17 protein-coding genes and 1 pseudogene are annotated in these 16,403 nt (G+C 75.2%); all 18 read left to right on the forward strand.

The annotated features are described in order from the left end of the window. Positions 1 to 10: 10 nt before the first annotated feature. Entirely contained in the window at positions 11 to 685 is a 675-nt protein-coding gene (locus AAHH18_RS02535; protein WP_343300442.1) for a hypothetical protein, read from the forward strand. Next, positions 682 to 1,182: a hypothetical protein gene (locus AAHH18_RS02540; RefSeq protein WP_283320279.1), complete on the forward strand. Its 501-nt coding sequence runs from the start codon at positions 682 to 684 to the stop codon at positions 1,180 to 1,182. The genes AAHH18_RS02535 and AAHH18_RS02540 overlap by 4 nt, the downstream gene beginning before the upstream one ends. 67 nt (positions 1,183 to 1,249) lie before the next feature. Next, a pseudogene (locus tag AAHH18_RS02545) lies at positions 1,250 to 1,363 on the forward strand (D-alanyl-D-alanine carboxypeptidase family protein); the annotation flags it as partial. Between the two features lie 154 nt (positions 1,364 to 1,517). Then, a complete protein-coding gene (gene efp, locus AAHH18_RS02550) occupies positions 1,518 to 2,081 on the forward strand; it encodes an elongation factor P (RefSeq protein WP_222169439.1) in 564 nt (187 codons plus the stop codon). A gap of 1 nt (position 2,082) precedes the next feature. Then, positions 2,083 to 2,499, forward strand: coding sequence for a transcription antitermination factor NusB (gene nusB / locus AAHH18_RS02555; protein ID WP_222169438.1), 417 nt, complete (start codon positions 2,083 to 2,085; stop codon positions 2,497 to 2,499). Between the two features lie 288 nt (positions 2,500 to 2,787). After that, positions 2,788 to 3,381 carry a bifunctional pyr operon transcriptional regulator/uracil phosphoribosyltransferase PyrR gene (pyrR, locus tag AAHH18_RS02560; RefSeq protein WP_283320280.1) on the forward strand — a complete coding sequence of 198 codons (594 nt, stop codon included), beginning with the start codon at positions 2,788 to 2,790 and terminating at the stop codon, positions 3,379 to 3,381. Then, positions 3,378 to 4,445: an aspartate carbamoyltransferase catalytic subunit gene (locus AAHH18_RS02565; RefSeq protein WP_343300443.1), complete on the forward strand. Its 1,068-nt coding sequence runs from the start codon at positions 3,378 to 3,380 to the stop codon at positions 4,443 to 4,445. Before pyrR ends, AAHH18_RS02565 begins: the two co-directional genes overlap by 4 nt. Further along, the gene (locus tag AAHH18_RS02570) at positions 4,442 to 5,794 is read left to right on the forward strand and encodes a dihydroorotase (protein WP_283320282.1); all 1,353 of its coding nucleotides are present in this window, start codon (positions 4,442 to 4,444) and stop codon (positions 5,792 to 5,794) included. Before AAHH18_RS02565 ends, AAHH18_RS02570 begins: the two co-directional genes overlap by 4 nt. After that, positions 5,794 to 6,336: a PH-like domain-containing protein gene (locus AAHH18_RS02575; RefSeq protein WP_343300444.1), complete on the forward strand. Its 543-nt coding sequence runs from the start codon at positions 5,794 to 5,796 to the stop codon at positions 6,334 to 6,336. The genes AAHH18_RS02570 and AAHH18_RS02575 overlap by 1 nt, the downstream gene beginning before the upstream one ends. Next, the gene (carA, locus tag AAHH18_RS02580) at positions 6,333 to 7,559 is read left to right on the forward strand and encodes a glutamine-hydrolyzing carbamoyl-phosphate synthase small subunit (protein WP_343300445.1); all 1,227 of its coding nucleotides are present in this window, start codon (positions 6,333 to 6,335) and stop codon (positions 7,557 to 7,559) included. Before AAHH18_RS02575 ends, carA begins: the two co-directional genes overlap by 4 nt. After that, entirely contained in the window at positions 7,559 to 10,882 is a 3,324-nt protein-coding gene (carB, locus tag AAHH18_RS02585) for a carbamoyl-phosphate synthase large subunit (protein ID WP_343300446.1), read from the forward strand. The genes carA and carB overlap by 1 nt, the downstream gene beginning before the upstream one ends. Further along, a complete protein-coding gene (gene pyrF / locus AAHH18_RS02590; protein WP_343300447.1) occupies positions 10,879 to 11,736 on the forward strand; it encodes an orotidine-5'-phosphate decarboxylase in 858 nt (285 codons plus the stop codon). The genes carB and pyrF overlap by 4 nt, the downstream gene beginning before the upstream one ends. A gap of 280 nt (positions 11,737 to 12,016) precedes the next feature. Beyond that, positions 12,017 to 12,328 carry an integration host factor, actinobacterial type gene (gene mihF, locus AAHH18_RS02595; protein WP_166937670.1) on the forward strand — a complete coding sequence of 104 codons (312 nt, stop codon included), beginning with the start codon at positions 12,017 to 12,019 and terminating at the stop codon, positions 12,326 to 12,328. Between the two features lie 63 nt (positions 12,329 to 12,391). Next, positions 12,392 to 12,967 (forward strand): guanylate kinase, encoded by a 576-nt coding sequence (gene gmk / locus AAHH18_RS02600; RefSeq protein WP_283320287.1) that lies wholly within the window; start codon positions 12,392 to 12,394, stop codon positions 12,965 to 12,967. A gap of 35 nt (positions 12,968 to 13,002) precedes the next feature. After that, the gene (gene rpoZ, locus AAHH18_RS02605) at positions 13,003 to 13,269 is read left to right on the forward strand and encodes a DNA-directed RNA polymerase subunit omega (protein ID WP_283320288.1); all 267 of its coding nucleotides are present in this window, start codon (positions 13,003 to 13,005) and stop codon (positions 13,267 to 13,269) included. Between the two features lie 16 nt (positions 13,270 to 13,285). Continuing rightward, a complete protein-coding gene (gene coaBC, locus AAHH18_RS02610) occupies positions 13,286 to 14,500 on the forward strand; it encodes a bifunctional phosphopantothenoylcysteine decarboxylase/phosphopantothenate--cysteine ligase CoaBC (protein WP_343300448.1) in 1,215 nt (404 codons plus the stop codon). A gap of 29 nt (positions 14,501 to 14,529) precedes the next feature. Next, on the forward strand, positions 14,530 to 15,735 hold the full coding sequence (gene metK, locus AAHH18_RS02615) for a methionine adenosyltransferase (protein WP_343300449.1): 1,206 nt from the start codon (positions 14,530 to 14,532) through the stop codon (positions 15,733 to 15,735). Positions 15,736 to 15,740: 5 nt separating this feature from the next. Continuing rightward, a partial coding sequence (locus AAHH18_RS02620; protein WP_459349067.1) for a primosomal protein N' family DNA-binding protein occupies positions 15,741 to 16,403 on the forward strand: 663 nt, incomplete at its 3' end.

Genomic DNA, 16,403 nt, shown 5'->3' on the forward strand with positions numbered 1-16,403 from the left:
CCTTGTGCGCATGTGGATCATGACCGTCGACCAGCAGGACAGCCGGCGCGTGGGCGACCGCGTCGCCGTGCTGCTCGACGCGCTGGGGGGTGAGGCGTCCCCGCTCGCCGCGGCCGGACCCGGGGCGGTGGTCCTGCCGTTCGAGCGCACCGTCGGGGACGAGGTCCAGGCCGTGCTGGGCGATCCCGCGCTCGTCGTGTCGCTCACGCTGCACCTGGTGCGGATCGGCGGCTGGAGCGTCGGCATCGGCGCCGGGGAGGTCGACGAGCCGCTGCCGGCGACGTCCCGGGAGGCGTCCGGCGGGGCGTTCATCCACGCCCGCGAGGCCGTCGAGGCGGCGAAGTCCCGCTCGCGCACGGTGCCGGTGGCCGTCCGCGGCGCCGACCCGTCCGCGGCGGCCGAGTCCGAGGCGGTGCTCGCGCTGCTCGGCGCCGTCGTCGCCCGCCGGACGGCCGCCGGGTGGGCCGTCGTCGACCGCATGACGCCGGTGCCGGGCGCCGAGCCGCCGCGGCAGGAGGACGCCGCCGCGGCGCTGGGCATCAGCCAGCAGGCCGTCAGCGAGCGCCTGCGCACGGCGCTCTGGGCCGAGGAGCTCGCCGCCCGGCCCGCCGCGGCGCGCCTGCTCCGCCTCGCGGCCGGACCCCGGGACGATGGGTCGGCCGTCGAGGGGGAGGAGCCGGCATGACGCCGCTGTGGGGGACCGTGGTCGTGGTGGCCGCGCTGGCCGTCAGCGCGGGGCTCGGCTGGGTCGCCGCGGCCGGTGTGCTGCGGCTCGCCGACCGCGGGGGACGCCGCTCCGGCCCGGCGCCCCGGTCGGGACCGCCCGCCGCCGAGCCCGCGAACGAGCACCGGCGCGAGTACCGCAAGGGCCGCGTCAACCGGCGCGCCCAGGGCGGCGCGCCCCGCGGCGGCGACGGGCCGGACGGCGACCGGGCGCGCGCCAGACTGCGCGGCGGCACCTGGATCGGTGTCCTGGAGCGCCTGGCCGTCACCGGGACCCTGCTGGCGGGCGAGCCCGGGGGTGTGGCGGTCGTCGTGGCGGTCAAGGGTCTCGGGCGCTACCCCGAGCTGCGGGCGGGCGACGACTCCGGGGTCTCCGAGCGGTTCGTGATCGGGACGCTCGCGTCGCTGGTGTGGTCCGCGGGCGTCGGCGTGCTGGGACGCTGGCTGCTGCTGCGCTGACCGCCCGGCAGGTCCCGGGCCCGGCGGGGACGCCGGGTCACGGGTACCGGTCCCCGACTGCTTCGGGTCGACGCCCGAGGGCCGGTGGCTCGTGGAGCACGCGACGGCCTTCGGGTCCCTGGTCCGGTACGCCGCGGCGAACCGGGACGTCACCGGCGTCGCCCCCGAGGGCTGGCACCTGCGGCACGTCGCCGACGCGCGGGCGGTGGGGCTGCCGCGCGCGACGGTCCCACCGCCCGCACGGTACGATGGTCGGCGGCCCAGCCCCGTCCGCGACCCGCGGGCGCGCGTGGCGGCCCCCCGACCGACGCACCCAGGACAGGAAGCAGCGACACGTGGCGACGACGAACGACCTGAAGAACGGCACCGTGCTGAAGATCGACGGCCAGCTCTGGACGGTCGTCGAGTTCCAGCACGTCAAGCCCGGCAAGGGCGGCGCGTTCGTGCGCACCAAGCTCAAGAACGTCCTGTCCGGCAAGGTCGTCGACCGCACGTTCAACGCGGGCCTGAAGGTCGAGACCGCGAACGTCGACAAGCGCGACATGCAGTACCTGTACAAGGACGGCGACGACTTCGTGTTCATGGACACGGACACGTACGACCAGATCACCGTCCCGGCCGCCACGGTGGGCGACGCCGCGAACTTCATGCTCGAGAGCACCAACGCGATGGTCGCGACCAACGAGGGCGTGCCGCTGTACGTCGAGCTGCCGCCGTCGGTGACGCTCATGGTCACGTACACGGAGCCGGGCCTGCAGGGCGACCGCTCGTCCGCCGGCACGAAGCCCGCGACGCTCGAGACCGGGTACGAGATCCAGGTGCCGCTGTTCCTCGAGGCCGACACCAAGGTCAAGGTCGACACCCGCGACGGCAGCTACCTGGGTCGCGTGAACGACTGAGGTGGGAGCCCGTACCAAGGCCCGCAAGCGGGCCCTCGACGTCCTCTTCGAGGCCGAGCAGCGGCGGCTCGACCCGCTGACGCTGCTCGCGGAGCGGATCGCGCAGCCCGGCACCGAGGCGGCGCTGCCGCAGTACTCGGTGGAGCTGGTCGAGGGGGTGCAGGCGCACCGCGCCCGCATCGACGAGGTCATCGCCACCCACTCGCACGGCTGGACGATCGAGCGGATGCCCGCGGTCGACCGGGAGCTGCTGCGGCTCGGCGCCTGGGAGATCCTCTTCAACGACGACGTCCCGGACGCGGTCGCCGTCGACGAGGCGGTCGAGCTGGCGCGCAGCCTGTCGACGGACGAGTCGCCGGGGTTCGTCAACGGCCTGCTGGGCCGCCTGGTCGACCTGAAGCCGACCCTGCTGGCCTGACGTCCTGCTCCGCCGCACGGCCCCCGTCCCCCACCGGGACGGGGGCCGTCGTGCGTGGCGGGTCGACGGGCCGGGCGAGTGGATCCGAACAGCCGGGCGCGCCGGGCGTGTCGGCGCGTTCGGATCCCAACAGCGGCGTGAGCGCGGTGGGGCCGGTGTTCGGGCGTGGCGAGGGTCACGGCGACCGGAGCGTGGACGTGCCGCGCCGGGCGGCGGGCCGGACGGTAGGGTGCCCGGGACAGGCATTCCTTTAACACCGTCCCGTGAGGCGGGGAAGGAGAGGCCCGGATGACCTCCGGCACCCCCGTGCCCGACGACGTGAACGTCGAGGGCACCACCGCGACCGTCGTGCTCGGCGAGCAGGACGTGGCCCGCGCGCTGACGCGCATCGCCCACGAGATCCTCGAGCGCAACAAGGGCGGCGACGACCTCGTCGTCCTCGGCATCCCGACCCGCGGCGTCCCGCTGGCGCAGCGCCTCGCGCAGCGGCTGGCCGCCGTCGAGCCCGGCCTGGTGGCCGAGGAGCTGGTCGGCAGCCTGGACGTGACGATGTACCGCGACGACCTGTCGCAGCACCCCACCCGGGCGATCGGCGCGACGAGCGTCCCGGCGCGCGGCGTGGACGGCAAGGTCGTGGTGCTCGTGGACGACGTCCTGTACTCGGGCCGCACGATCCGCGCCGCCCTGGACGCGCTGAACGACCTGGGCCGGCCCCGGGCGGTGCAGCTCGCGGCGCTGGTGGACCGCGGGCACCGCGAGCTGCCCATCCGCGCGGACTACGTCGGCAAGAACCTCCCGACGTCGACCGCGGAGCGCGTCCGCGTGCTGCTCGCCGAGACCGACGGCCGGACGGCCGTGGTCATCGAGGGGGCGGCGCGATGAGGCACCTGCTCTCGACGGCCGACCTGGACCGCGCCGCGGCGATCCGGGTGCTCGACACGGCCGCCCAGATGGCCGCGACCCAGGGCCGCCAGATGAAGAAGCTGCCGACGCTGCGCGGCCGCACGGTGGTCAACCTGTTCTTCGAGGACTCGACGCGCACCCGGATCTCGTTCGAGACGGCCGCCAAGCGGCTGAGCGCCGACGTCATCAACTTCTCGGCCAAGGGGTCGAGCCTGTCCAAGGGCGAGTCGCTCAAGGACACGGCGCTGACCCTGCAGGCGATGGGCGCGGACGCGATCGTCATCCGGCACCAGGCGTCGGGCGCGCCCCACACGCTGGCGCACGCGGGCTGGACGGACGCCGCGGTGGTGAATGCGGGCGACGGGATGCACCAGCACCCCACGCAGGCGCTGCTGGACGCGTTCACGATCCGCCGGCACCTGACCGGGGTCCCGGGCAACCCGGACGGCGTCGGCCACGACCTGGACGGCCTGCACGTGGCCGTCGTCGGGGACGTGCTGCACAGCCGGGTCGCCCGCTCGAACGTCGACCTGCTGCACACGCTCGGCGCCCGCGTGACGCTGGTCGCGCCGCCCACCCTGCTGCCGGTGGGTGTGGGTCCGTGGCCGGCGGAGGTGTCCTACCGCTTGGACGACGTGCTCGCGCAGGGCCCCGACGCGGTGATGATGCTGCGCGTGCAGCGGGAGCGGATGTCGACGGCGGGGGGCGGGTTCTTCCCGAGCCCGCTGGAGTACACCCGGCTGTACGGCCTGGACGCGCGGCGGCTGGCCGGGCTGCCGGACCACGCGATCGTCCTGCACCCCGGCCCGATGAACCGCGGGCTGGAGATCTCGGCGGACGCCGCGGACTCGCCGCGGTCGGTGATCGTCGAGCAGGTCGCGAACGGCGTGGCCGTCCGGATGGCGGTGCTGTACCTGCTGCTCGCGGGCGACGGCGACACCGGCGCCCCGCCGGCGACCGGCGCCGTCCCCGCCCTCACCAGCACGGCCGGCACCACCGGCACCACCGGCGCCGCCGCCACGACCTCCGGAGCGACCGCATGACCACCCAGTACCTGCTCAAGGACGTCGCGCCGCTGGGCGGCGACCGCACGGACGTGCTGATCGCGGGCGGCCTGGTCGCGGCCCTCGGCGCCGAGGCGGGCGACGCGGCGGAGAACGCCCCGGACGACCTGCACGTGATCGACGCGACGGGCATGGTGCTGCTGCCCGGCCTGGTCGACCTGCACACGCACCTGCGCGAGCCGGGGCGGGAGGACGCGGAGACGGTCGCGTCCGGCACCCGCGCGGCCGCGCTCGGGGGCTTCACCGCCGTGCACGCCATGGCGAACACGACGCCGACGCAGGACACGGCGGGCGTCGTCGAGCAGGTGTGGCGCCTGGGCCGCGAGGCCGGCTGGGTGGATGTCCACCCGGTGGGCGCCGTCTCGGTCGGCCTGGCGGGGGAGCACCTGGCCGAGCTGGGTGCGATGGCGGACTCCGCGGCCCGCGTCCGGGTGTTCAGCGACGACGGGAAGTGCGTGCACGACCCGGTGCTCATGCGCCGCGCGCTGGAGTACACCAAGGCGTTCGACGGCGTGGTCGCCCAGCACGCGCAGGAGCCTCGGCTCACCGAGGGCGCGCAGATGCACGAGGGCGTCGTCTCGGCGGAGATCGGGCTCGCGGGCTGGCCGGCCGTCGCGGAGGAGGCGATCATCGCCCGCGACGTGCTGCTGGCCGAGCACGTCGGCTCCCGGCTGCACGTGTGCCACCTGTCGACCGCCGGCTCCGTCGAGATCGTCCGGTGGGCGAAGTCGCGCGGCATCGACGTCACCGCGGAGGCGACGCCGCACCACCTCGCGCTCACCGACGAGGAGGTGCGCGGCTACGACCCGGTGTTCAAGGTCAACCCGCCGCTGCGCACGCAGGCCGACGTCGACGCGGTCCGCGAGGGCCTGGCCGACGGCACCATCGACATCGTCGCCACCGACCACGCCCCGCACACCCGCGAGGACAAGGACTGCGAGTGGGCGGCGGCCGCGTTCGGCATGACCGGGCTGGAGACCGCCCTGTCCGTCGTGCAGCAGACGATGGTCGACACGGGCCGGATGACCTGGGCCGACGTGGCGCGCGTGCTGTCGACGACGCCCGCGCGCATCGGGCGCGTCGCCGACCAGGGCCGGCCGATCGCGGTGGGGGAGCCGGCCAACCTCGTGCTGGTCGACCCCGAGGCCCGGCGCGTCGTGGTCCCCGAGGAGCAGGCGACCGCCTCGGCGAACTCGCCGCTGCGCGGGCGGGAGCTGCCCGGGCGCGTCGTCGCGACGTTCCTGCGGGGCCGCGCGACCGTGCTCGACGGGGTGCCGCAGGACGACCCCGCGCGGGCCGGGTACGCCGCCGGCCGGGTGACGCCCTGATGCCGCCCTGGCTCTCGGTCACGCTGCTCGTCCTGCTCGGGGTCGGCCTGCTGGTCGGCATGGCCCGCGGCTGGCGGCGCCTCACGCGCGGCACCGGCGAGGTGCCGGCGCCCCCCGCGGTGCCCGGCGAGGACGAGCTCGGCGACGCGCGGACCGCCGCGTTCGAGGCCACGTACGTCTCGACCACGCGGGCCGGCGACTGGCTCGACCGCGTGGGCGCCCACGGGCTGGGCGTCCGCTCGGCGGCGACGGTGCAGGTGCGCGACGCGGGTGTGGTCGTGCGACGACGAGGCGCGCCGGACGTGTTCGTCCCGCGCGCGGCGCTGCGCGCGGTCGGCACCTCCGGCGGCATGGCCGGCAAGGTCGTCGGCGGCGAGGGGCTGGTCGTCCTGACCTGGGTGCCCTCGCCGGAGGACGACCCGCGCGGCCTCGACACCGGCCTGCGGCTGCGGCACGCCCACGAGGCGGACGAGCTGCGCGCGGCCACCCACGGACTCATCGGAACGGCGCCCGCCCCCGCGGGTGAGGAGGAGAGCTCATGACGGACGCACTGCTGGTCCTGGAGGACGGGCGGACGTTCGCCGGCGAGGCCTACGGGGCCACCGGGCGGACGGGCGGCGAGATCGTCTTCAACACCGGGATGACCGGCTACCAGGAGACGCTGACCGACCCCAGCTACCACCGCCAGATCGTCGTGATGACCGCGCCGCACATCGGCAACACGGGCGTCAACGACGAGGACCCGGAGTCGGGTCGCATCTGGGTGTCGGGCTACGTGGTCCGGGACCCCGCGCGGCGCGCGTCGAGCTGGCGCGCGGACCGCACGCTGGACGAGGAGCTCGCCGCGCAGGGCGTCGTGGGCATCTCGGGCATCGACACCCGCGCCCTGACCCGGCACCTGCGCGAGCGCGGCGTGATGCGCGCCGCGATCCTGTCCGGCGACGCGCTGCTGGACGAGCAGGGCCGGCCGCTGCCCACCGAGCAGGTCGTCGCCCAGGTGCAGGCGCTGCCGGCGATGTCCGGCGCCGACCTGGCGGGCGAGGTGTCCACCGACGCCGCGTACGTCGTGCCGGCCCTCGGGCCGGACGGTGCGCCGCTGGCCGAGCCCGTCGCCCGCGTCGCGGCCGTCGACCTCGGCATCAAGGCCATGACGCCGCACCGGATGGCGGAGCGCGGCATCGAGGTGCACGTGCTGCCGGCGCAGTCGACCATCGACGACGTCCTGGCCACGGCCCCCGACGGCGTGTTCTTCTCCAACGGCCCGGGTGACCCGGGCGCCGCGACGCACGAGGTCGAGCTGCTCCGCGAGGTGCTGGACCGGCGGATCCCGTTCTTCGGCATCTGCTACGGCAACCAGATCCTCGGGCGCGCACTGGGCTACGGCACGTACAAGCTCGGGTACGGGCACCGCGGCGTGAACCAGCCGGTGCTCGACCGTGCGACCGGCCGCGTCGAGATCACCGCGCACAACCACGGCTTCGCGGTCGACGCGCCGCTCGACGAGGTGTCCGTCGCGCCGCACGACGGCGGGCGGTACGGCCGCGTGACCGTCTCGCACGTCGACCTCAACGACGACGTCGTCGAGGGCCTCGCGGCGCTCGACCTGCCGGCGTTCTCCGTGCAGTACCACCCGGAGGCCGCCGCCGGCCCGCACGACGCCGCCTACCTGTTCGACCGGTTCCTGGACCTGATGCGCGAGCCGTCCGCAGGTGCCGCAGCAGCCGGCCAGGCCACCGACGTCACCGACTCCCCGAAGGGCGCCTGATGCCTCGCCGCACCGACATCCACTCCGTCCTCGTCATCGGCTCGGGCCCGATCGTCATCGGCCAGGCCGCGGAGTTCGACTACTCCGGCACCCAGGCGTGCCGCGTGCTCAAGGAGGAGGGCCTGCGGGTCGTCCTCGTGAACTCCAACCCGGCCACGATCATGACCGACCCGGAGTTCGCAGACGCGACCTACGTCGAGCCGATCACCACCGAGGTGCTCACCGCGATCATCGCCAAGGAGCGCCCCGACGCGATCCTGCCGACCCTGGGCGGCCAGACCGCGCTCAACGCCGCGATCGCCCTGGACGAGGCCGGCGTGCTCGAGCAGTACGGCGTCGAGCTGATCGGCGCCAACATCCCCGCCATCCAGAAGGGCGAGGACCGCGAGCAGTTCAAGCAGGTCGTCGAGGTCTGCGGCGGCGAGTCCGCCCGGTCCGCGATCGTGCACACCGTCGACGACGCCCTCGGCGCCGTCGAGGACCTCGGCTACCCGGTGGTCGTCCGGCCGTCCTTCACCATGGGCGGCCTCGGGTCCGGCATCGCGTACGACGAGGCCGACCTGCGCCGCATCGTCGGGCAGGGCCTGCACTACTCGCCGACCACCGAGGTGCTCCTGGAGGAGTCGATCCTCGGCTGGAAGGAGTACGAGCTCGAGCTCATGCGCGACAAGCACGACAACGTCGTGGTCGTCTGCTCGATCGAGAACGTCGACCCGGTGGGCGTGCACACCGGCGACTCGGTGACGGTGGCCCCGGCGCTCACGCTGACGGACCGGGAGTACCAGCGGCTGCGGGACATCGGCATCGCGGTGATCCGCGAGGTCGGCGTCGACACCGGCGGCTGCAACATCCAGTTCGCGGTGAACCCCGACACCGGCCGCATCATCGTCATCGAGATGAACCCGCGCGTGTCCCGGTCCTCCGCCCTCGCGTCGAAGGCCACCGGGTTCCCCATCGCGAAGATCGCCGCGCGGCTGGCCGTCGGCTACACGCTGGACGAGATCCCGAACGACATCACCGGCTCCACGCCGGCGTCGTTCGAGCCGACGCTCGACTACGTCGTGGTCAAGGTGCCGCGGTTCGCGTTCGAGAAGTTCCCGGCCGCCGACCCGACGCTCACCACCACGATGAAGTCCGTCGGCGAGGCCATGGCGCTCGGCCGCAACTTCACCGAGGCGCTCGGCAAGGCCATGCGGTCGATCGACCGGAAGGGGTCGACGTTCCACTGGGACGGCGAGCCGCTCACCGGCGACGCGCTCGACGCGCTGGTCGCCACGATCTCCCGCCCGACCGAGCACCGGCTGATCGACGTGCAGCAGGTGCTCCGCGCCGGCGTGTCAGTGGACGAGGTGTACGCCCGCACCGGCATCGACCCGTGGTTCCTCGACCAGGTGCAGCTCGTGAACGAGGTCGCGGCCGAGACCGCCGCGGCGCCCGAGCTCACCGCGGCCGTGCTGCGCCGGGCCAAGCGGCACGGCCTGTCCGACGCGCAGGTCGCCGCCCTGCGCGGGGTCAGCGAGGACGTGGTGCGCGTCGTGCGGCAGGCGCTGGGCGTCCGGCCCGTCTACAAGACGGTCGACACCTGCGCCGCCGAGTTCGCCGCCCGCACGCCGTACCACTACTCGGCGTACGACGAGGAGACCGAGGTCGCCCCGCGCGAGCGGCCCGCGGTGCTGATCCTCGGCTCCGGGCCCAACCGCATCGGGCAGGGCATCGAGTTCGACTACTCCTGCGTGCACGCGACGCTGGCGCTCAAGGGCGAGTACGAGACCGTCATGGTCAACTGCAACCCCGAGACCGTGTCGACCGACTACGACACCGCCGACCGGCTGTACTTCGAGCCGCTGACCTTCGAGGACGTCCTCGAGGTCTACGAGGCGGAGAAGGCGGCCGGCCCCGTCGCCGGCCTCATCGTGCAGCTCGGCGGGCAGACCCCGCTGTCGCTCGCGCAGCGGCTCGCCGACGCCGGCCTGCCGATCCTCGGCACGCCGCCCGCCGCGATCGACGCCGCCGAGGACCGCGGGGCGTTCGGTGCGGTCCTGGCCGCCGCCGGGCTGCCGGCGCCGGCGTTCGGCACCGCGACCACGCTCGACGCCGCGAAGGCCACCGCGAACCGGATCGGGTTCCCCGTGCTGGTGCGCCCGTCGTACGTGCTCGGCGGCCGCGGCATGGAGATCGTCTACTCCGACGAGCAGCTCACCGAGTACGTCGAGCGCGCGCTGGCCGAGGCCACCGCCCGCGGCGGGGCGCTGCCGCCGCTGCTGATCGACCGGTTCCTCGACGACGCCATCGAGATCGACGTCGACGCGCTGTACGACGGCACCGAGCTGTTCCTCGGCGGCGTCATGGAGCACATCGAGGAGGCCGGCATCCACTCCGGCGACTCGGCGTGCGTGCTGCCGCCCGTGAGCCTGTCGGAGTCCGAGCTGCAGCGGATCCGCGCGTCCACCGAGGCGATCGCCGCTGGCGTCGGCGTGCGGGGCCTGCTGAACATCCAGTTCGCCCTGGTCTCCGACGTGCTCTACGTGCTGGAGGCCAACCCGCGGGCGTCGCGCACCGTGCCGTTCGTCTCCAAGGCCACGGGCGTGCCGCTCGCCAAGGCCGCGGCGCTCGTCATGACGGGCCGGTCCATCGCGGACCTGCGCGCCGCGGGCCTGCTGCCGGCCGACGACGCGAGCGTGATCGACCTCGACGCGCCCATCGCCGTCAAGGAGGCGGTGCTGCCGTTCAAGCGGTTCCGCACCGGCGACGGCACCGTGGTCGACACCGTGCTCGGCCCGGAGATGCGGTCCACCGGCGAGGTCATGGGGTTCGACACGGACTTCCCGACGGCGTTCGCGAAGTCGCAGTCCGCGGCGTTCGGCGGCCTGCCCACGTCGGGCCGGGCGTTCATCTCGGTGGCCGACCGCGACAAGCGGTCGATCGTGTTCCCGGTGAAGCGCCTCGCGGAGCTCGGGTTCGAGATCCTCGCGACCGAGGGCACCGCGGCCGTCCTGCGCCGCAACGGCATCGCCTCCCGGGTGGTCCGGAAGTTCTCCCGCGGCCGCGGACCGGCGGGCGAGCCGACGATCGTCGACCTCATCACCGCCGGCGAGGTCGACATCGTCGTCAACACCCCCTCCGGGCAGGGCGCGCGCGCCGACGGCTACGAGATCCGCGCCGCGACGACGGCCGCCGACAAGGCGATCGTCACGACGGTGCAGCAGCTCGGTGCCGCGGTGCAGGGCATCGAGGCGGCGCTCGCCGGGCCGTTCGGCGTCGCCAGCCTCCAGGAGCACGACGCGGCGACCGCCGCTCGGCGCGCGGCCGGGACCACGGCGTGAGGCCCTTCGGCGCCCGCCTCGCGGACGCGATGGCGGAGCACGGGCCGCTCTGCGTCGGCATCGACCCCCACGTCTCGCTGCTGGAGGCGTGGGGGCTGCCGGACGACGCCGCGGGCGTGCGGCGCTTCGCGCTGACGGTGATGGAGGCCGTGGGCGGCCGGGTCGCCGCGGTGAAGCCGCAGTCCGCGTTCTTCGAGCGCCACGGCGCCGCCGGGGTGGCTGTCCTCGAGGAGGTCGTCGCCGCTGGACGCGAGACCGGCACGCTCGTGGTCGTCGACGCCAAGCGGGGCGACATCGGCTCCACCATGGGCGCGTACGCCGACGCCTACCTGCGGGACGGCTCGCCCCTGGCCGGCGACGCGCTGACGGTCTCGCCGTTCCTCGGGTTCGGCTCGCTGGCCCCGGCCGTCGAGGCGGCCGCCGCCACGGGCCGCGGGCTGTTCGTGCTCGCGCTCACCTCGAACCCCGAGGGCGCCGCCGTCCAGCACGCCCGGGACGCCGAGGGCGTCGCCGTGGCGGACCGGGTGGCCCGGGAGGCGGCGGCGGCCAACGCGGCCGAGCTCGCGACCCACGGCGGGTCGCTGGGGTCGACGGGGCTGGTCGTCGGCGCGACCACCGGCGACGCGGCCGAGCGGCTGGGGGTCGACCTCGCGGCCGTGCGCGGCCCGCTGCTCGCGCCCGGCGTGGGCGCGCAGGGGGCGGGAGCGGCCGAGCTCGCCGCGGTGTTCGGCTCGGCGCGCCCCGCCGTGCTGGCCTCCAGCTCGCGGGGCGTGCTCGCCGCGGGGCCGGACGCGCGGGCGCTGCGGGACGCGGCGCGGCGGGCGGCCGACGAGGCGGCGCGCGCGCTGCGGTGAGGACCGCGGTGCCGCGGTGAGGGCCGTGGCGCTGCGGTCGGGACGGCGGTTCCGTGGTGGGGACGGCGGGCCGCGAGCGGGGTCGTGAGCACGCCGCTCCGGGCGCGCGGCCACCGGATTTCGGCTCGACACGCTGCCGGAACGTGCCGGGACGGGCGGGGCGTGCCATCCTCGGGTGATGGGGTCCACGTCGGTCCTGGCGCGGTGTCGCACCGGGGTCCCTGCGGATCGCGTATGTTCCATGTCCCTGCCTCCTGACAGTGATGAGAAGGTGACTCACGTGGCACTTCCGACTCTCACCCCCGAGCAGCGCGCAGCGGCTCTCGAGAAGGCGGCAGCCGCCCGCCAGGCCCGCGCGGAGGTCAAGAACCGGCTGAAGTACTCGCAGGGATCGCTGTCCGAGGTCATCGCGCAGGGCCAGAAGGACGAGACGATCGGCAAGCTCAAGGTGCTGGCGCTGCTCGAGTCCCTCCCCGGAGTGGGTAAGGTCAAGGCGCGCCAGATCATCTCCGAGATCGGCATCTCGGAGACCCGCCGGGTGCGCGGCCTCGGCCCGCACCAGGTCAAGGCGCTGGTCGACCGGTTCGGGTGAGCCGGACGCACTCCCCGTCCCCGGCCCGGTGAGGGCCGCACAACTCCAGGAGCACCAGACCGCATGACGACGCCGCGCGCCCGGCTGACCGTCCTCGCCGGACCGACCGCCGTCGGCAAGGGCACCGTGTCCGCCGACCTCCGTGCCCGGTACCCGCAGGTCTGGCTGTCGGTCTCCGCCACCACCCGCCCGCCGCGGCCGGGGGAGGTGGACGGCGTCCACTACCACTTCGTGTCGCCCGAGCAGTTCGACGCGATGGTGGCGGACGGCGAGCTCCTGGAGTGGGCGGTCGTGCACGGCCGCAACCGCTACGGCACCCCCCGGCGGCCCGTCGAGGACCGGCTGGCCGCCGGGGAGCCCGCGCTGCTCGAGATCGACCTGCAGGGCGCGCGGCAGGTCCGCACCACCATGCCCGACGCGCAGTTCGTCTTCCTCGCCCCGCCGTCGATGGAGGAGCTGGTGCGCCGGCTCGTGGGGCGCGGCACGGAGGACGCCGAGGAGCGCGCCCGCCGGCTGGCGACCGCCGAGGTGGAGATGGCCGCGGAGTCCGAGTTCGACCACGTCATCGTGAACGACGACGTGCGGCGCGCCACCGACGAGCTGGTCGCCCTGATGGGCCTGCCGGCCGCGGTAGACTGACCGGCAGTCCCCACCCTTCGACAACGGGAGCCACCGTGTCCGGAACCGTCGCCGAGCCCATCGGCATCACCGACCCGCCCATCGACCGCCTGCTCGAGCGCGCGGACTCCAAGTACGCGCTGGTCATCTACTCGGCCAAGCGCGCGCGCCAGATCAACGCCTACTACTCGCAGCTCAACGAGGGCCTGCTCGAGTACGTCGGCCCGCTGGTGGAGACCCGCCCGCAGGAGAAGCCGCTGTCCATCGCGATGCGCGAGATCGACGCCGGCCTCCTGACGGTCACCGCCCAGAACGAGGGCTGAGGCCCCGGGGCGCGGCGTGCGCATCGTCCTGGGCGTCGCGGGCGGCATCGCCGCCTACAAGGCGGCGCACGTGCTGCGCCTGCTCACGGAGGCGGGCCACGAGGTCCGCGTCGTGCCCACGCGCGCCGCGCTGGAGTTCGTCGGGCGCGCCACGTGGGAGGCCCTGTCCGGGCACCCGGTGACGCCCGAGGTGTTCGACGACGTCGACGAGGTGGCGCACGTGCGCCTCGGGCGCCAGGCCGACCTGGTCGTCGTCGCGCCCGCGACCGCCGACCTGCTGGCCCGCGCGGCGTCCGGGCGCGCGGACGACCTGCTCGCCGCGACCCTGCTGACGGCGACGTGCCCGGTGCTCATGGCGCCGGCGATGCACACGGAGATGTGGCAGCACCCGGCCACGCGGGCGAACGTCGCGACGCTGCGGCAGCGCGGCGTGCACGTGCTCGACCCGGACAGCGGACGGCTGACCGGCGCGGACAGCGGGCCGGGACGCCTGCCGGAGCCGGAGGCCGTCGTCGGGGCCGCGCTGGCGCTGGTGGACGCGGAGGGCAAGCCCCGCACGCCGGACCTGCTCGGGCTCACCGTCGTCGTCTCCGCGGGCGGGACCCGCGAGCCGCTCGACCCGGTGCGGTTCCTGGGCAACAGGTCCTCCGGGCGCCAGGGGGTCGCGCTCGCCCGCACGGCGTTGGCCCGCGGCGCGCGCGTCACGCTGGTCGCCGCGAACCTCCAGGTCCGGCCACCGGCCGGCGTGCAGGTGGTCCCGGTGGAGACGACCGCCCAGCTCCAGGACGCGGTGCGCGACTGCGCCGTCGACGCCGACGTGGTCGTCATGGCGGCGGCGGTCGCCGACTTCCGGCCCGCCGCCGGGAGCGACCACAAGATCAAGAAGTCCGCGGCCGGCACCGTCGCGCCGCTGGAGCTGGTGCAGAACCCGGACGTGCTCGCCGGGCTGGTCGCGGACCCGCCGCGGCCGGGGCAGGTCGTCGTCGGCTTCGCCGCCGAGACCGGGGACGCCTCCGGCGACGTGCTGCACCACGGCCGCGAGAAGGCGCGCCGCAAGGGCGCGGACCTGCTGGCCGTCAACGCCGTCGGGGGCGGGCTCGGCTTCGGCACCGACGACAACGCCGTGACCGTGCTGGACTCGGCCGGCGAGGTCGTCGCGCACGTCGAGGGGACCAAGGACGCGGTCGCCGACGGGCTCTGGGACGCGGTGGTCCACAGGCTCGGCCGCTGAGCGTCGGCGCGGGCCGATAGCCTGTGCGCATGACCGCCGACATGCGCCTCTTCACGTCCGAGTCCGTCACCGAGGGCCACCCGGACAAGGTGTGCGACCAGATCTCCGACGCGATCCTGGACGCGATGCTGGAGCAGGACCCGGCCGCCCGCGTGGCGGTCGAGACGATGGTCACCACCGGCCTCGTGCACGTGGCGGGCGAGGTCACGACGAGCGCCTACGTCGAGATCCCCCAGATCGTCCGGCAGGTCGTGCGCGGCATCGGCTACACGTCCTCGGAGATCGGCTTCGACGCCGACTCGTGCGGCGTCTCGGTGTCCATCGGCCAGCAGTCGCCCGACATCGCACAGGGCGTCGACAAGGCGTGGGAGTCCCGGCACGACGCCGACGACCACGACCCGCTCGACCTGCAGGGCGCCGGCGACCAGGGGCTCATGTTCGGCTACGCCAGCGACGAGACGCCCGGCCTCATGCCGCTGCCGATCTGGCTCGCGCACCGGCTCGCCGAGCGCCTGGCGCTGGTGCGCAAGGAGGGCCTGGTCCCGGACCTGCGCCCGGACGGCAAGACGCAGGTCACGATCGGCTACGAGGGCGACCGCGCGGTGCGGCTCGACACCGTGGTGCTGTCCACCCAGCACGGGCCGGGCGTGCAGCTCGAGACCCAGCTCGAGCCCGCCATCGCCTCCGAGGTCGTCGCGCCCGTGCTCGCCGAGGCCGGCATCGACCTCGACACCGACGGGTACCGCCTGCTCGTGAACCCGACCGGCCAGTTCGTGGTCGGCGGACCCCAGGGCGACGCCGGGCTGACGGGTCGCAAGATCATCGTCGACACGTACGGCGGGATGGCGCGCCACGGCGGCGGCGCGTTCTCCGGCAAGGACCCGTCGAAGGTCGACCGCTCCGCCGCCTACGCGATGCGCTGGGTGGCGAAGAACGTCGTCGCCGCCGGTCTCGCCCGGCGCTGCGAGGTGCAGGTGGCGTACGCCATCGGCAAGGCCCACCCCGTCGGCCTGTACGTCGAGACGTTCGGCACCGGCGAGGTCCCGGACGCCCGGCTGACCGACGCGATCCGCGAGGTGTTCGACCTGCGCCCCGCCGCGATCATCCGCGATCTCGACCTGCTGCGGCCCGTGTACCGGCGCACCGCGGCGTACGGCCACTTCGGGCGCGAGCTGCCCGGCTTCACGTGGGAGCGCACGGACCGCGCGGACGCCCTGCGCGCGGCGCTGTCCTGACCGACATGACCGGCGCGGCGGCGCGCGGGGAACCGGCGGGCGTCCCCGAGCAGCCCGTGCTCGCCGGGCTCGACGCGCCGGCCCGTCCGCGGCGGCGCGCGCGGGCCCGGGACGTCGACGTCGAGCCGGCGGGTGCGCTGCCGGTCGCGCGGGTGGCCGTCGAGCTCTCGCCGCCGCACCTCGACCGCCCGTTCGAGTACCTGGTCCCCGCCACGCTCGACGAGGCGGCGCGCCCGGGCACGCGCGTCAAGGTGCGGTTCGGGTCGCAGGACGTCGACGGGTACCTGCTCGAGCGTGTCGCCGAGGCCGACCACGACGGCGGGCTCGTCCCGCTGCGCCGGGTCGTGTCCGCCGAGCCGGTGCTGACGCCCGCGGTCGCGCGGCTCGCGCGGGCGGTCGCGGACCGGTACGCGGGCACGCTGCCCGACGTGCTGCGGCTCGCGATCCCGCCGCGGCACGCCCGCACGGAGAGCGAGGTGCCCGGCACGCCGGCGGGACCGGGTGCCGCGACGACGCCGGCGGGACCGGGCGCCGCGACGACGCCGGCGGGACCGGGCGCCGCGACGACGCCGGCGGGACCGGGCGCCGCGACGACGCCGGCGGGACCGGGCGCCGCGACGACGCCGGCGGGACCGGGCGCCGCGACGACGCCGGCGGGACCGGGCGCC

Source organism: Cellulomonas olei (genome assembly GCF_039548315.1).
GTDB lineage: Bacteria > Actinomycetota > Actinomycetes > Actinomycetales > Cellulomonadaceae > Cellulomonas.

Bases quoted from the DNA above. Each gene is read 5' to 3' on its own strand.
- AAHH18_RS02570 (WP_283320282.1), top strand. From the start codon at position 4,442: ATGACCACCCAGTACCTGCTCAAGGACGTCGCGCCGCTGGGCGGCGAC.
- gmk (WP_283320287.1), top strand. From the start codon at position 12,392: ATGACGACGCCGCGCGCCCGGCTGACCGTCCTCGCCGGACCGACCGCC.
- AAHH18_RS02565 (WP_343300443.1), top strand. From the start codon at position 3,378: ATGAGGCACCTGCTCTCGACGGCCGACCTGGACCGCGCCGCGGCGATC.
- metK (WP_343300449.1), top strand. From the start codon at position 14,530: ATGACCGCCGACATGCGCCTCTTCACGTCCGAGTCCGTCACCGAGGGC.
- carA (WP_343300445.1), top strand. From the start codon at position 6,333: ATGACGGACGCACTGCTGGTCCTGGAGGACGGGCGGACGTTCGCCGGC.
- AAHH18_RS02575 (WP_343300444.1), top strand. From the start codon at position 5,794: ATGCCGCCCTGGCTCTCGGTCACGCTGCTCGTCCTGCTCGGGGTCGGC.
- pyrR (WP_283320280.1), top strand. From the start codon at position 2,788: ATGACCTCCGGCACCCCCGTGCCCGACGACGTGAACGTCGAGGGCACC.
- carB (WP_343300446.1), top strand. From the start codon at position 7,559: ATGCCTCGCCGCACCGACATCCACTCCGTCCTCGTCATCGGCTCGGGC.
- AAHH18_RS02535 (WP_343300442.1), top strand. From the start codon at position 11: ATGTGGATCATGACCGTCGACCAGCAGGACAGCCGGCGCGTGGGCGAC.
- AAHH18_RS02540 (WP_283320279.1), top strand. From the start codon at position 682: ATGACGCCGCTGTGGGGGACCGTGGTCGTGGTGGCCGCGCTGGCCGTC.